This window comes from Pelagihabitans pacificus, assembly GCF_009371985.2.
Classification (GTDB): domain Bacteria; phylum Bacteroidota; class Bacteroidia; order Flavobacteriales; family Flavobacteriaceae; genus Pelagihabitans; species Pelagihabitans pacificus.
The window spans coordinates 23939-39852 of record NZ_VIKU02000010.1; the positions used below are offsets into that span (position 1 = coordinate 23939).

15 protein-coding genes are annotated in these 15914 nt (G+C 42.2%); 11 read left to right on the forward strand and 4 right to left on the reverse strand.

The window, feature by feature from the left end; all coding sequences use genetic code 11:
• Positions 1-329: 329 nt before the first annotated feature.
• From FK220_RS19495 to FK220_RS19510, 4 genes are read left to right on the forward strand one after another with little or no spacing between them, the layout of a single operon-like run.
• Positions 330-1418, forward strand: coding sequence for a DegT/DnrJ/EryC1/StrS family aminotransferase (locus FK220_RS19495; protein WP_152576085.1), 1089 nt, complete (start codon positions 330-332; stop codon positions 1416-1418).
• The gene (locus FK220_RS19500) at positions 1415-3352 is read left to right on the forward strand and encodes a polysaccharide biosynthesis protein (RefSeq protein ID WP_152576044.1); all 1938 of its coding nucleotides are present in this window, start codon (positions 1415-1417) and stop codon (positions 3350-3352) included. Before FK220_RS19495 ends, FK220_RS19500 begins: the two co-directional genes overlap by 4 nt.
• A gap of 45 nt (positions 3353-3397) precedes the next feature.
• Positions 3398-4171: a polysaccharide biosynthesis/export family protein gene (locus FK220_RS19505; protein ID WP_152576045.1), complete on the forward strand. Its 774-nt coding sequence runs from the start codon at positions 3398-3400 to the stop codon at positions 4169-4171.
• 43 nt (positions 4172-4214) lie between these two features.
• A complete protein-coding gene (locus FK220_RS19510; RefSeq protein ID WP_152576046.1) occupies positions 4215-6587 on the forward strand; it encodes a GumC family protein in 2373 nt (790 codons plus the stop codon).
• 1 nt (position 6588) lies between these two features.
• Here the strand turns inward: FK220_RS19510 and FK220_RS19515 are convergent, their stop codons facing one another.
• Positions 6589-7329 (reverse strand): tyrosine-protein phosphatase, encoded by a 741-nt coding sequence (locus tag FK220_RS19515; protein WP_152576047.1) that lies wholly within the window; start codon positions 7327-7329, stop codon positions 6589-6591.
• A gap of 294 nt (positions 7330-7623) precedes the next feature.
• On the opposite strand from FK220_RS19515, the gene FK220_RS19520 reads away from it, so the two are divergent.
• The 5 genes from FK220_RS19520 (at position 7624) to FK220_RS19535 (ending at position 10506) form a co-directional block, all read left to right on the forward strand.
• Positions 7624-9201, forward strand: coding sequence for a protein adenylyltransferase SelO (locus FK220_RS19520; protein WP_238719123.1), 1578 nt, complete (start codon positions 7624-7626; stop codon positions 9199-9201).
• Positions 9202-9207: 6 nt separating this feature from the next.
• On the forward strand, positions 9208-9501 hold the full coding sequence (locus FK220_RS19525; protein WP_238719124.1) for a peptide methionine sulfoxide reductase: 294 nt from the start codon (positions 9208-9210) through the stop codon (positions 9499-9501).
• Between the two features lie 7 nt (positions 9502-9508).
• Entirely contained in the window at positions 9509-10000 is a 492-nt protein-coding gene (gene msrA, locus FK220_RS19530) for a peptide-methionine (S)-S-oxide reductase MsrA (protein WP_152576048.1), read from the forward strand.
• 46 nt (positions 10001-10046) lie between these two features.
• On the forward strand, positions 10047-10178 hold the full coding sequence (locus FK220_RS20225) for a hypothetical protein (protein WP_262887917.1): 132 nt from the start codon (positions 10047-10049) through the stop codon (positions 10176-10178).
• A 73-nt stretch (positions 10179-10251) separates the two neighbouring features.
• Entirely contained in the window at positions 10252-10506 is a 255-nt protein-coding gene (locus tag FK220_RS19535; protein WP_152576049.1) for a hypothetical protein, read from the forward strand.
• On the opposite strand, the gene FK220_RS19540 is transcribed toward FK220_RS19535, so the two are convergent.
• Both FK220_RS19540 and mnmE read right to left on the reverse strand, forming a co-directional pair.
• On the reverse strand, positions 10498-11880 hold the full coding sequence (locus FK220_RS19540) for a transglutaminase-like domain-containing protein (RefSeq protein WP_152576050.1): 1383 nt from the start codon (positions 11878-11880) through the stop codon (positions 10498-10500). The genes FK220_RS19535 and FK220_RS19540 overlap by 9 nt on opposite strands.
• A 213-nt stretch (positions 11881-12093) precedes the next feature.
• Positions 12094-13482 (reverse strand): tRNA uridine-5-carboxymethylaminomethyl(34) synthesis GTPase MnmE, encoded by a 1389-nt coding sequence (gene mnmE / locus FK220_RS19545; RefSeq protein WP_152576051.1) that lies wholly within the window; start codon positions 13480-13482, stop codon positions 12094-12096.
• A gap of 129 nt (positions 13483-13611) precedes the next feature.
• Here mnmE and FK220_RS19550 point away from each other — a divergent pair, with 129 nt between their 5' ends.
• Together FK220_RS19550 and FK220_RS19555 are read left to right on the forward strand one after the other, a co-directional pair.
• Positions 13612-14058 carry a hypothetical protein gene (locus FK220_RS19550; protein WP_166205014.1) on the forward strand — a complete coding sequence of 149 codons (447 nt, stop codon included), beginning with the start codon at positions 13612-13614 and terminating at the stop codon, positions 14056-14058.
• Positions 14059-14134: 76 nt separating this feature from the next.
• Positions 14135-14506: a DUF4870 domain-containing protein gene (locus tag FK220_RS19555; RefSeq protein WP_152576052.1), complete on the forward strand. Its 372-nt coding sequence runs from the start codon at positions 14135-14137 to the stop codon at positions 14504-14506.
• An 82-nt stretch (positions 14507-14588) separates the two neighbouring features.
• Here the strand turns inward: FK220_RS19555 and FK220_RS19560 are convergent, their stop codons facing one another.
• On the reverse strand, positions 14589-15677 hold the full coding sequence (locus tag FK220_RS19560) for a hypothetical protein (RefSeq protein ID WP_152576053.1): 1089 nt from the start codon (positions 15675-15677) through the stop codon (positions 14589-14591).
• Between the last annotated feature and the right edge of the window lie 237 nt (positions 15678-15914).

Genomic DNA, 15914 nt, shown 5'->3' on the forward strand with positions numbered 1-15914 from the left:
AAATTTTAGCAAAAGGATTAAAAAATACTGTCGAGCAAACGATACGGAGTAATCAAGTTCTGCTTCCAAAAAAATGCATTGGAGGCCTGTTTGGGAAAGAATTGAGTATGAAGGCCTTGTGAAGTTCAAGAAAGAAGTGCAAATATAATCGTCAGATAGGGGTATTTTGGTAGTTTACCGAGATTTTTCAATGTTAAACGAAATATATAGGTTTTCTATTTGTTCCGAGGAAAGTATGTTTATTTTTACTCGATATTTCCTCTTAAATCTAGAGACTTTTGGACACAAAAACCATTGGTAAAGTTAAAATCTGGTTGTCGGCGCCCCATATGGGGGGTACCGAGCTTCACTATGTCCAAGAGGCATTCAAAACCAACTGGATTGCACCTTTAGGTCCAAATGTGACCGGTTTCGAACAAAGATTGGCAGACTTTTTAGGAGAAAACGTCTATACCGCTGCGCTTAGTTCAGGTACCGCTGCAATTCATTTGGGCCTTAAGCTATTAAATGTGGGCAAAGGAGATTTGGTGCTATGTCAAAGTTTTACCTTTTCGGCCTCCGCGAATCCAATAAAATATCTGGGAGCCGACCCGGTATTTGTCGATAGTGAGAGTGATACCTGGAATATTTCTCCGACACTTTTGGAGGAAGCGATAAAAGAGGCTATATCGAATGGTAAAAAGCCAAAGGCAATCATTGCCGTACATCTTTATGGAATGCCGTATAAGGTTCAAGAAATCAAAAATATTTCCCAAAAATATGATATCCCCATTCTGGAGGACAGTGCAGAGGCTTTAGGGAGCATGTACCACGGGGTCAAATGTGGTTCCTTTGGAGATATTGGCGTCCTTTCCTTTAATGGGAACAAGATTATTACCACTTCCGGGGGAGGTGCGTTGGTTACCAAGAGTTCGGAAATTAAGGAAAGAGCCATCTTTTTGGCCACGCAGGCCAGGGATAAAGCACCGCATTATCAACATTCGGTTATAGGTCATAACTACCGAATGAGCAATGTACTCGCCGGTATTGGAAGAGGGCAGATGGAAGTGCTGGAAGATAGGGTACTCGCTCGAAGAAAAAACCATCAAATTTACAAGGATTGCTTACAGCACCTTGACTGTTTGCAGTTTTTGGAGGAGCCGGTTGGGTTTTTCTCAAACAGATGGTTGACATGTATATTGGCCGAATCATTTGAGATGAGAGAAGCCATTAGAAACTCTCTCAGTGAAGAAAATATCGAATGCCGACCACTTTGGAAACCCATGCACCTGCAACCGGTTTTTGAAAACTATAAAAGCTACGTCAACGGGGTTTCGGAGAACTTGTTCGAACGTGGGCTGTGTCTTCCCAGTGGTTCTGATTTGACGGAACAGATATTGAAAAGAATAACCGATATCATCATAAAAACCGTTTCATGATACAAAAATACATTTCCCATAATGCTAGTAGATATGCATCAAAATGGCTTGTATTGGCCATAGATGTGGTATCGGCCTGTATCGCCTTCTTTTTGTCCTATTTCATCAGGTTTAACCTATCGTTCAATTTCGATGTGGAAAAACTGTATGTACAGTTGCCGGTAGTGGCGGTAATTTCCTTAATTTCTTTTCTAATCGTTGGATCTTACAAGGGGGTGGTCCGACATACAGGTGTTCGCGACGTCTATAATATTTTTAATGCAATCTGCCTTTCCAGTATTTTAATGATCACCGTGGTTTTGATCAACAAAGAGTTCGGTTTTTTCGAAAACTTCACAATCTTCCTCGGTATCATCGTTATTCACAGTCTGCTAGCCTTTATCGTTCTTACGGCATCACGTTATGTTTTCAAGGCGATTTATGAAAATCAGTTGAATCAAAAGCTTAAGGTGAATAAAAACGTGTTGATTTACGGTGCAGGTGAATCCGGAATCTTGACGCACAATGCCCTCACAAACCACTCAAAGAACCGATCAAGGGTCGTTGGTTATATGGATGGCGATAGCCAAAAGGCGGGAAAGAAAATTAATGGGGTCAATGTTTTTCACAAGGACGCTATTACCGGCGATTTTATAAAAAAGCACAACATCTCGGAAATAATCTTTTCGATTCAAAATATCGACCCTAAAAAATTGAGAGTACTGGTCGAGGGGATGGTTGAGTTTGATGTACAGGTAAAGATTGTGCCTCCAGTGGAGGATTGGATCAATGGCGAACTAAGAGCTTCCCAAATAAAACAGGTTCAAATTGAAGACTTACTTGACCGAGCCCCAATAAACATCAAGAACGAGAAGATTGAAATGCAGTTGAAAAACAAGGTAATTCTGGTTACTGGGGGTGCGGGATCCATAGGAAGCGAGATTGTAAGACAGATTTGCAGTTATGACTATAAGGGTCTTATTATTGTCGACCAAGCAGAATCGGCATTATACGATTTACAGCAGGAACTAAAACAGAATGGCTTTCATAATTTTATACCGTTAGTAGCGGATATAAGGGATAAGAACCGGTTAAACGCTATTTTTCAGGACCATAAGCCCAATATTGTTTTCCATGCGGCCGCTTATAAACACGTTCCTTTGATGGAGCATAACTCTTATGAAGCGATAAAAGTCAATGTAGCGGGTACTAAAACTGTCGCCGATTTATCGGTAAATCATATGGTAGAGAAGTTTGTATTTGTATCCACTGATAAAGCGGTCAACCCGACCAATGTGATGGGAGCGAGCAAGCGAATTGCAGAAATGTATATCAGTTGTATGGAGCAACAGAAAAAGACCAAGTTTATTACCACCAGATTCGGAAATGTTCTTGGTTCAAATGGGTCGGTGATTCCACTGTTTAGAAAACAAATCGAAAAGGGAGGGCCATTGACCCTTACCCATAAAGAGGTTACAAGATATTTCATGACGATTCCGGAAGCTTCGCAACTAGTGTTGGAAGCCGGTGCCATGGGCGAAGGCGGGGAAATATTTATTTTCGATATGGGCGAATCGATTAAAATATTCGATTTGGCCAAGAATATGATCAAACTGTCCGGCCTGAACTATCCAGACGACATTGATATAAAGATTACGGGTTTAAGACCTGGGGAGAAATTATACGAGGAATTATTGGCTAATGGAGAGAACACCTTGCCGACGTATCATAAGAAAATTAAGATCAGTAAGGTCAGGGAACTCGATTACGCAGACGTACGTTCCAAAATCGACGAGCTTTGTATTACAAACATGTTTTTTAGCGAAAATACCGTAAAGCTGATGAAAGTTATTGTTCCAGAATTTGTCTCAAAAAATTCGGAGTTCTGCAGTCTAGATATAAAGGAACAGACCAAGGTCGGCGATAAGGCTTCCTTAAAGGTGGTCGGATCATAATTTTTTAGTAATCTTGCACTCTAAATTTTACCCTAACATATCATTATGAAATATAAGCTTTCCTCCGTTACGTATATCCTTTTGTTGCTTTTTGTAATGGTGTTATCTTCCTGTGCTTCAAAAAAAGACATCGTTTATTTTCAAGATGCCAGTGATTACGAGACCATACGTAGTGGTAACACACATACCAATAAATTTAAAATCGATGACGTTATAAGCATCCATGTTTCCACCTTAGATCCTCAGGCAAGCCTACCTTTTAATCTTTTTAAAGGTGCAGAAGAGGGAGGCATACGACCCGAGCAAGTAGATTATATCATCGATAAAAATGGGGAGATTGATTTTCCTGTCATAGGAGCAATCAAGGTTGTAGGCCTGTCACCGGAAGAAACCAAAGTTCTATTAAAGGAAAAGCTCTCGGAATACTTGGTAGACCCTATTATCAATATAAGGTTGAAGAACTTTACGGTTACCGTCTTAGGTCAGGTAAATCGACCGGGAACCTACCCGGTTTTGGGAGAACAGATTACTGTTATGGAAGCTTTGGGTCTGGCAAACGACCTAACTATTAAAGGAAAGAGGGATAATGTTTTGGTCATTCGTGATTTCAATGGAACAAAGGTGTATAACCGAATTGATTTGACAAAAAAGGAGGCGTTAAATTCCCCGGTTTACTACTTGACCCAAAACGACATTGTTTATGTAGAGCCCAATAAATCGGCAATTACCTCCTCGGCACTTGACAACAGGGCTTCGATTTGGGTTTCAATAGGTTCGGTACTTATTACTTCCACTGTGCTGATAATAACCAGGAACTAATGGCGTTTTATCTTTAAGTTCACATCATCAAAAAAATCCCTGAATGAATACTGACGCACGTGACTTTTCTGCCAATAATGTAGATTTAAAAGAGATCTTAAGTACGTACACGAAACATTGGAAATGGTTTGTGTTATCGGTCATCATCGCTTTGATGTTCGCCTTCGTTTACATACGGTACGCTACCCCTGAATATGCTGCGAAGGCGAAAATTCAAATTCTAGAGGATAAAACCTCTTCCACAGAATTATCCGCTTTTCAAGATCTTAGTTTAATAGGAGGTGGTAAAAACAAGGTGGAGGACGAGATTGAAATCTTGAATTCCCGATCCAACTTTATTCAAGTGGTAAAGGATTTGGGCCTTAATGTTCAGGTGATTGCCTTGGGAAACGTCAAAGACTCCGAAATCTATACCAACCGGCCCATCAAAATCAACTTCATATCCAATGATTCGATTATCGATAGGTCCAGTGCAGAATTCTATCTGGAGTTGTCATCAGATACCACATTTGGGCTCAGCATGGAGGCCGATGCACCCGTAAAGATATATTCTTTTGGTAAAAGTGTCACAACGGATATTGGTGATATTATTATCACTCCCAATCTTCCGTTTTTTAATAGGTATAAAGGACAAAGGATAAAGGTAGTGGTAAAACCACTTTTTGTCATTGCTGAGATGTATCAAAGGAAAATTGTTGTTACACCGGCACAGGAGTTCTCGAATATCATGGATATTACGCTAAACGATGCCGTAAAAAAGAAGGCGGTCGATATCATAGACGCGTTGATACGTACGTATAATAAAAATGCAATTGAAGATAAAAGGGCTGTTGCAGATAAGACTTCGGAATTTATCAATGACCGTATTGAATTGATATCCGGGACTCTTACCGCTGTGGATGAGGATGCACAGGAGCTGCTCACAGAAAAGGGAATGACCGGTGGCGGACTTGAAGTGGGTGCCGCGGTTCAGGTGAGTGCCGCAAGTAGACAGCAGTTGGAGAACGCTCGCGTACAATTACAAATGGTCCGTGGTATGAAGGAATACGTAAATCAGGAAAGCGGTTATGAGGAAATGCCTGTAGTCGATGTCGGGAGTGGGACCATCACGGAAACAACCGCTAAGTATAACCAACTTGTAGCTGAAAGGAAACGGTTGCTAAAGAGTGCTGACGAGAAGAACCCGATGATTGTTAACTTAGACCAACAATTAGATGGTTTAAGGTCTACGATGCAGTCCAGTTTAACGGCAATGGAGAGAAACGTTGGAATGAATGTAGGTACCCTTCAAAATCAGATGGGGAGAATACAGGGAACGATTTATTCAGCCCCTAAAAATCAGAGGGAGTTACGGAATATTACAAGACAACAGGAAACTACGGAGGCCCTGTATCTTTACCTGCTTCAAAAGAGAGAGGAATCTCAGATATCAGCAGCCTCAAGTCCCGCGAAATCAAAAATTGTTGACAATGCTTATTTGGTCGGTAGTGCGCCGGTAACTCCTAAAAAGCCATTAATTTTGCTTGCTTCTTTGATATTGGGATTATTAGTGCCGTTCTCCCTTATTTACGGAAATGATTTACTGGATAACAAAATACATAACAAGGTCGGGTTGGAAAAGATGTTAACCGATATTCCCGTACTTGCAGAATTGCCAAGACTGGGCAAAAAGGATCAAACCCTTGTACGGAAGGAAGACCGTTCGGTTCTTGGTGAATCACTCAGAATACTAAGAACCAATCTAGACTATCTTATAAAGTCGAAACATGGTGGGAAAAATAATGTGATTTACGTAACCTCCAGTGTGCCTGGGGAAGGAAAAACGTTTTTGTCCTCTAATCTGGCAATGATTTTCGCAAATACCGATAAAAAAGTCATTTTGATAGGAGCTGACATAAGAAATCCAAAGTTGTATACCTTCTTTTCGAGTAAAGATGTCGATAAGTTGGGCAAAACCGGACGTAACAAAGATTCAGGACTTACGGAGTTCCTTTACGACGATTCACTGACCTCAAAGGACATCATTAATCCAATGTTGGCATATACCAACACAATAGACGTAATCTATTCCGGGAAGATTCCACCAAATCCCTCAGAGCTGTTGATGAGCGATAGGATGAAAGACCTTCTGACAGAAATGTCGCTTAAATATGATTACGTCATAGTTGATACGGCACCCCTGATGGTAGTAACCGATACGTTACTCATAAGTGATTATGCCGATCATATAATCTATGTGACAAGAGCTGGAATGACAGAGACAAAAGTAATTGACTTCCCAATGAAACTCAAAAGGGAAGGTAAATTGAAAGGTCTTTCTTTTGTTGTAAACGATGTCAAAGAGTCTAATTTGGGGTATGGCGGTAAATACGGTTATGGCTACGGAAAATCCACAAAAAAATGGTGGCGATTTTAGGTTAATAAAAATTATAAATCGTTTTTTCAATTAAGGGAATCAAAGATATGGCGGTTTTAGAGCCAATTTTTAATTCCTTTAAATTTTTTAACTGATTCGGATTATGCACATCCGAAGCCAAGAAATCGATTAATCCCTCGTCGATAAGTTTGAGCGCTTTTCTTTGCACTTCTTTCCCATAGTATTCCCCAAGTGACAAGAGGTTTAATTGAAATAATAAACCCTGTTTTTTATATTTTCTGTATTTCTTGGAACCACTTTTAAGATACACATATCGTTCGGGATGGGCTAAAATAGGGAAGTAACGTTCCGAAGCTATTTTTTGTATGGCGCTATCAAAATTGATCGAAGGCTGTAAGTAAGACATTTCGATTAACAGGTAATTCTTCTTTATGGGAATGATTTCGCCCTTTTCTAGAATTGTCTCAAAATTTGCATCGATCATATGTTCGGCCGCCGCATTAATTGCCACATTGGTCAAGTCATTTTTGAGCAATTCGTTTTTTAATTTTAGCAACGACTCGGCAATAGTATGCTGGTTGTTTGGATAATAATTTTGCATAATATGGGGGGTGGCAACAAAATCTTGAACCCCAAATTCTTCGAATCCTTTTATAAGTGCAATCGATTCCGTGGTATTTTTGGCTCCGTCATCGATACCTGGGAGAATATGGTTGTGTATATCCACAAACCCATTGAGCAGGTCTACTAGAAATCTTTTTTTACTGAAAATGTGGAACATGGTTTTCAATTCTGACCGTCAAAAATAGTATTATTCTTAGTAGAAAGTCTAATTTCTTTCAAAGCATTTTGTTTTGAATAGGTAGGGTGAAAAATGTAGCTTTTGGTCCATGTAATCTAGCACGGCAATGCAATAAAGGCGTTTTGGGTGAACATATATGTTGTGTGTGCCTAGGTGGTTTGTAAAAGGCTCGTTGAAGCCGTTCGATCATCCAGTTCTATAAATGGTCAATTTATTGACAATGCTTTGCAAGAGAATAAAGGTAGTTCTTAACTATCTTTGCACTCCATAGAAATGGAACAGATTTTGACCTTGAAACTCAATATAAAGGATACATTCAACATGGAACTTCCGGCGGACCCCGAATTGGGAAACGCTAGGCGACAGGTCCGACATGCCTGTTTTTCGTATGTGGTCCCTAAAAAGCCATCCAATCCCTCCTTAATCCATTATTCACCCGAAATGGTAGAGGCCATTGGCCTTGGGCAATCTTTTGAATCACAAGGGTTTTTGGAGATTTTTTCAGGAACTAAGGTATTGCCAAACACAAATCCATATGCTATGTGTTATGGCGGGCACCAATTTGGCCATTGGGCCGGGCAACTTGGCGATGGCCGTGCCATTAATCTTGCCGAAGTGGAGCATAAGGGTAAAAATTGGATGTTACAATTAAAAGGGGCAGGGGAGACCCCTTATTCCAGGACCGCGGACGGACTGGCAGTGCTTCGCTCCTCCATTCGTGAATATCTCTGCAGTGAGGCCATGTTTCACCTGGGCATACCCACGACCAGGGCCTTGTCATTGGTCCTAACCGGAGATCGAGTCTTACGTGATGTCATGTACGACGGTAATCCCGCTTATGAAAAGGGTGCAATCGTATGTCGGGTAGCTCCGTCTTTTATCCGTTTTGGAAATTTTGAAATATTGGCGGCCCAAAAGGATGTGAAAACGCTCAAAACTTTGGTTGACTTTACCATCAGACACCATTATTCGCATTTGGGAACCCCATCAAAAGGAGTTTATCTGAGGCTTTTCAAGGAAATAGCTATTCGAAGTATGACGATGGTAATCCACTGGCAGCGGGTAGGCTTTGTACACGGGGTGATGAATACCGATAATATGTCTATTTTGGGATTGACCATCGATTACGGACCCTATGGCTGGTTGGAGGGCTATGACCATGGGTGGACTCCCAACACCACCGATAGCACTAACAAACGCTATCGATATGGCGCACAACCACAAATAGTTCTTTGGAATTTGTTGCAATTGGCCAATGCACTTTATCCCTTAATTGGGGAGGCGAGCCATTTGCAAGACATCTTAAAGGAGTATCAGGAGGAAGTGGAGATGGCTTATCTAAATATGATGAAATCCAAACTTGGGCTCACTGAAATCGATTTGGGCGACAAAATCTTGGTAGAGGAACTAGAGAAGGTGTTGCAGCGTTCTGAAACAGATATGACCATCTTTTTTAGGCAACTTGCCAAAATTAAAAGGAATGGTGGTTCAGACGGGTTAAAATTAGTGGAGGAAGCCTTCTACATGCCGGATGAAATCAAGGGAGAGCTGAAAACCCAATGGCAGGTATGGTTTTCCAAATACATGGATCGCTTACAAAAGGAGAAAAAAAATGATGCCGATCGATCGAAACACATGAATCTTGTAAATCCCAAGTACGTTTTACGGAATTATATGGCACAATTAGCGATTGATGCGGCCGACGAGGGAGATTATTCCGTATTGAATGAACTTTTCGATTTACTCAAACGACCTTATGAAGAACAACCCGAGCAACATAAGTGGTATGCCAAGCGTCCTGAATGGGCACGACATAAGGTAGGATGCTCGAGGTTGTCCTGTAGTTCCTAAGCTGTAATGGAAGAAGGAAGTAGCGGACTATTGGATAAAGCAAGTATGGTTTTTAAAGCGATTTCAAAGTTGCCGGAAGGTTATTCGGAAGGAACATACCGCAACAGGAGCTATGGCATCACCAAGGAGATTTTCAATGGCGGAAAATCATTCAAAGTGTATGGCAAAGAGTTGGGCGGTTCCGATTTTATCAGTCTCAACTACTATTGTACCGCATCAGGGGGACTTTTGAAACCGTGTGAAATGAGTAAGGAAAAGGTGGTTACTTTTCTAAGGAACGTACAACTTAAAATAGATTGAGAACTATATGAATACAAAGAAAGCATACATCGCGGGAGGTTGTTTTTGGGGAATGGAAGATTTGTTTCGTGTCCGTCCGGGAATTCTGGATACAGAGGTAGGATATATCGGCGGGGAGAATGATTACCCGACGTACCGTAACCATCCCGGACACGCCGAGGGTATCGAATTGACCTATGATTCCGAAGTGACCTCTTTTAGGGAAATTTTAGATTATTTCTTCCGTATCCACAATCCTACCACCATGAATCGGCAAGGAAATGATATTGGCAGTAGCTATCGTTCCGCTATATTTTTTCGGAACGAGGAAGAAAAGAAAACAGCACAGGAAATAATTCAAATCGTCGAGGATTCCAATAAATGGGAAGGCAAGGTTGTAACCACTTTGGAACCTTACACAGCGTTTTGGCCTGCAGAACCGGAGCATCAAGACTATCTGGTACGCAACCCCAATGGATATACCTGCCATTTTGAGCGGTTTGCCGAGCCTTTTATATAGGCATTTTTGGCTGATATACTAGATAGGTTTCCAAAAAAAACGAAAGGTGAATGGCTCCAAATGGCTGTTGGCCACTATGGAAATGACCAAGACCTTTGCGCTTTTTGTGGATGGGATTCAATCGTTATCATCTTCTTTTTTTGAAGTGACTTTGGCCCGAATAAAGGAGTTCGGGTAAAATTCGGTATCTTTAAGTGGTTCCAATGGTTCCCCTAGCTAATTCATTTATTAATCCTTAAAGCATATATATCATGCGCCGATTAAAAGAACTCAAACACGTTGTTTTGGTAATGCTCTTGTTTGGCTTTATAGCAGCCGGATCCTTAAGCTCCTGCAGGGAAAAGAAGCAAGAAAGTACGGAAGAACAGAGCGAGCATCCCGAAGGTGAAGAACATCCTACAGAGGAAGGGGCTACCGGGGAAGAGCATCCTGAAGGTGGGGAACATCCCGAGGGAGAAGAACACCCGGAAGGGGAGGAGCATCCCAAGGATTCCATATCAGGGTAAATCCGCCAAATCTTTGGAGGTTTCCTGGTCGCTTTTCCTACGAAACGAAAAAAATGTTTTAGGAAATGCGGGGGCATTTCCTATTTCCATAACCGGGTACGCCAAAAAGTTAATCGATCCTGAATGGGGTCCAGGTGCTATCTGAAGGTCCCGTCCCCGGCTAAATTCGATACGATTGGCCGGATGACGGCCAAAATAATACGTGGCAAGTGCCGTGTACTTATTGGCCTCGCTGATATCGACCGGCCACCATTTCCCCTCGGCGAAAAATTCTGCCCAACAGTGATAACCATCGATGCCCCCTTCGTTCCTGTCCGAAGGGATTGAAGCACCAACGGCAAATCGTGAAGGTATTCCGGCAGATCGAGCCAGCGAGATAAATAGGGAATGGAACTCGGTGCAATTTCCCGTAAGTGCATCGCACGCATAGACGGCATCCCCTGTTCCATATTTGCCCGCCTTGATATAACGCATATTGTCGATCACATAATCGTATAATGCCCTGGCCTGCATGATGGTACCTTCGTTACGTCTGTTGCCGATAATGGAATCGGCGAGTATCTGAAATCGGTCACCCACAGGCATCAGTAAACTGGCATTTAGATAGTTCGTAGGGGATGAATTTTCTTCATAGGGTTTTTTCTCCTGTCTTGTCACATTATAAACAAGTTTCATCTTTTCTCCGCTATGCTCGGGGGAAAGCTCCATATATACGATGGAATTGCCGTACTTCTTTTCTTTTAGCATTTGGTGTTCCACCGGAGCGCTAAGGTCTGACAATTCAACCGTTTGAAATCGATCGCTTTGTGGAACAGGAATCCATATTTTTGCCGATTCCTTCATTTCAGGGAGGGTTACTTCGTAATAGAATTCAAAGCGGTCTTCTCCTTCTACCACTCCGAGTAAATCATTGGTTGCATTTTGTACAGGCACCCGATACCAGGTTTTGTTCTTGCGTTGTTTCCAGGTATAGAAAGGTTTGCCATTCAATTTATGAAGGGTCGTTTCAGTAACGGTCATGGTGCCGGGGTCCCCATCCAAGAAAAAATCCACATCATAAACATCACCGCTTACATCGGCTAGGTCAACACAGGCAAAATGGCGGCGAGGCCCCAAATTTGAAAGGTATTCGGTATGAACGCGTACCAACTGTAGCCGCAGTTCCTTTCCGTCGGCATCCATATTGAAATATCCGCCACCTTCTTCTACCTTTTTGGCAATATTGGCTTTAATACCTTCCTCTATATCGGCGGTGACCACTTTTGGGATGTTTTTTTCCGCAAGGGTCTTCTCTCTTTCCTTCTGTTTGGTGCTTGAATTACAGGCCATCATCAAGGCCAGGATACACAGATGAACTATGTGACGGTGTCTCATATTGGATTCGTTTTATAGGTATTTGAATTTACGATAATTCCACCGTTCTCCCAATAGCCATGATTATCCCAGGATTTTGCCCTCTTTTGAAAAAACCCGACTTGGGGAGCGCTTACAAGGCAAAAGCCATGAAAAAAGGTAACTACTTAAAAGAAGAGACGGGAAAATTGGCTAAATAAACCATTGATTTATCGCAAAATGAATTCACAGAAGTTATTTCCCGATGCAGAAATTGGCAAAGATATTTCCCAACAGGTCGTCAGATGAGATTTCACCGGTGATTTCGCCAAAATGGTACAGCGCCTGCCGAATGTCGATGGCCAACAAATCCCCTGAAACTCCTTCAGCCAATCCCGATTGCACCTTTTCGACTTCTTCCACAGCCTTCAAAAGGGCATCGTAATGCCTGGCATTGGTAACGATGGTCTCGTTGTTCCGCAAAGCTCCGGTATTCACGAATTCTAGTAGCTTTTCCTGCAGGTCTTCTACCCCGGTTCCTTTCTTGGCAGCGAGTAGTAACGCATTTGGAAGTTGCTCCCGAAGGTGATTCGTTTCTTCCGACGAAAGGGCATCCATTTTATTGGCGACCACGACAAGGTGCGTTTGTGGATATTTATTCCTAATTTTTTCGATTTCTATCTTGAGGCTAGCCCCGTTTTCCTTAAATCCGGTTGCATCGATTAAATAGACGACCACCTGTGCCTTTTCAATTTTCTCAAAAGTTCTTCGGATACCCATGCCTTCGACCACATCCTCGGTATCCCTAATACCCGCGGTATCGATGAACCGAAAGCCAATACCTCCGATACTTATTTCGTCCTCTATCGTGTCGCGGGTGGTTCCTGCTATTTCCGATACCAAGGCCCGATCTTCATTCAATAAAGCGTTTAACAAGGTTGATTTACCAACGTTGGGCTCGCCTACAATGGCAACCGGGATTCCATTTTTGATGACATTACCTACTGAAAAAGAATCGATCAAGCGTTTTAGGACATTCTGGATTTTCGTCAATAGGCTTTTGAACTGCTCTCTATCGGCAAATACTACATCCTCCTCGGAGAAATCCAGCTCCAATTCAATGAGAGAGGCGAAATTCAGTAATTCCTCGCGCAATCTTTTGATTTCATCGCTAAAACCGCCCCGCATTTGCTGCATAGCGATTTGATGGCTCGCTTCGTTGTCGGACGCTATTAGGTCGGCTACCGCCTCTGCCTGACTTAAATCCAGTTTTCCGTTCAAAAAGGCACGGAGGGTAAACTCCCCGGCATCCGCCGATCGACAGCCGTTTCTTAAAAACAACTGAATGATCTGTTGTTGAATATAGGGAGAACCGTGACAGGAAATTTCAACGACGTCCTCACCAGTATAGGAATGGGGACCCTTAAAAAGCGATACCAATACCTCGTCTACGATTCGCGCGCCATCAACGATATGGCCGAGATGAACGGTATGGCTTTTTTGCTGCGACAACCGCTTTCCCCGAACCGATCTGAAAAAGTGGGCGACCACCGCGATGACTCCCTTTCCGGAAATACGGATGACCGCAATCGCACCTGTACCGGAAGGTGTTGCTAGGGCAATAATGGGCTCGGTTGATAGCATACGGTCGATTTTCCTGCAAAAATAGTCAAAAGCGAGCAATAGGCGAGGCGAACCAACTTCGACCCCAAACCCACAAAATCGGTATAATTTCATATATTGGATGTCCTAATAGCCCAGTAGCAGGAAACTATGAAAAACATAATATATACTATCGCAACACTATTGCTCTTTAGCTTCATGGGGTATGCTCAAGAAGTTGAATCTGCCAAAAATCCAGTTGAAGTCGCCAAAGAGGAGCAAGAAAAACAGGAAAAAGAACTCAAGGAGGCAAAAAAGAAGCAAAAGGAAATCGAAAAAAACGAAAAAGAACTTAAAAAGGCTGAAAAAGCACAAAAGAAAGCCGAAAAGGAAGCGAAAAAGAGTGCGAAACTAGCCAAATCGATTGCCTCAAAAAGAAAAGCAATTGATAAAGGAGAGGCTAAAATCTTAAAATTGCAAAATAAGTTGAGCAAAGGCAAGAGCAAGGGAAAGCTCTCTCCAGTCGATGAAATGGAACTGAATAACAAAATCAATAAATTGAAACTGGATATTGTTAAGGAGAAGGAGAAACTGGCTAAGCTGGAACGAAGACAATAAGTAGTACTCCATTTTTTGTAACATTTCGGGGCAAATCACGTCGTATAGGTAGTAACCCCGAAAAATTAACAGAAAAATGGAACTCATCAATCAAAAAACAAACACTGCGCTCAGAACCGATAACCAATTATTGGTCATCGCGCATCTCTCACAATTATTAACGTATGTCACAGGATTTGGCGGACTCATCGTACCGCTGTTTATCTGGTTGACCTCAAAAGACTCCGTGGCTGGAATGGATGAACATGGAAAGGCTATTGTAAACTTTCAGCTGAGCATGCTATTGTTCACCATTTTGAGCATACCGGCCATCCTATTGTTCGGCCTGGGAATTTTAAGCTTGATTTTTATCGGTATCATCGTCTTTATACTTCCAATCGTAAATGCCGTAAAAGCAGGTAATGGTGAACGTCCGAGTTACTTCATGACAATTCGTTTTGTTTCATAACCTATCTATCGCTTAACAAAAAATTAAAATGGGCCCAACACTGTTGGGCCCATTTGTTTAACTGGTTCTTACTATGAGTGTCCTAGTCCTGACAGACTACTGCATGGGCGATTACATAAATTTCGCCTGATAGGTCATCGGCAATACTATATTGCCCAGGAGCCACGGTGAGCTTTCCTTTTTTATCGGTTGGGAACATTTCCGTACCTGCGTACGTATGTGTTTCCTCAACATCATAAGCGGCATCGATGTTATAGACCACATCGACTTCACCGTTTGCATAGCTAACATCCACAGTTCCTACCAGTTCCCCTTTGTTGGTATCACATTGTCCGGCGCCTGCATACACTTCGTATGTATAATCTCCTTCCGCCAATGGGCCTATGGTCCATCCCCAACGGTTAAAACCGTTTCCTATAAAGCAGGTTTGGCCATCGTTTCCTCTAGCGAAGGCGGTTTCGCAACCAGCTCCGGTTTCGCATTTCGTAGTAAAGTTAAAATCCAAGATGTGGGATTTACCGGTTTCATTGTGAATGGCAAAAGCCCATCCGCTGACCCCAAAGTCGTCACCTACATCAAACAAGGCACCTCCAGGACCAACTTGAAAGGCGTAAAGCTGATCTGCCGGTCTGTGGGTAATAGTATAAGCCCCGTCCCGTTCTCCACATCCGGAGGCGGTCATACTGCTTCGTAATTCGTCTACTATATAATAGTTCAACAATTCGGCAATGACCTCCGAACAGCTAAGGAATTCAATTTCATCCTTAAAGAGTCCGCCACCGGCGTTCCACTCTTCTAGATTCTTTTTATCCTTTAACCAAAGGTCGATGTTTGCCACGCAGCCGTTGAGCTCTGTATCACCCTTGATGTTAATGGTGCCATCATCATATTCGGTGTAGGTCATTTGGTATTCATCACTCACCGAAAAAAGCCCTTCCGGCCCACCTTCACCTTCTTTAGGCCACCAAAAACTGGATGCAGCATAGTCGCTATAGCCACACCGGTCGGCGTTGATCACTAGACACTCTTTGAGAATTTCAGGACCTTTGGTTTTGTTTTTCTTTGCCTTCCCGGCTACGGCTTCGATCGACTCTTGTTCGCTGATTTTTTCCACCTCGCAAGAGAAAAATAGTAGACTAGTTACTAGCACTAGTTTGGTAATGTTTTTCATAATTACAATTATTTAATGGTTATAGGGGAATGGTATAGTAAATATATGAAAAACAATGAGTTACAGTATCAAATATCGATGAATCACAGGATTTTCGGGCATAGGAATCTTTTTCTGAAGAGAAGACACCATCTATTGGACAGGGGGCGTCATAAGTACAACCGAAGTGTGTAAGACTTATCTGGCAGCGTATAAAAAAGGTAGATTCTAAAAGTTTATCAAAAATCGGAACTGGAA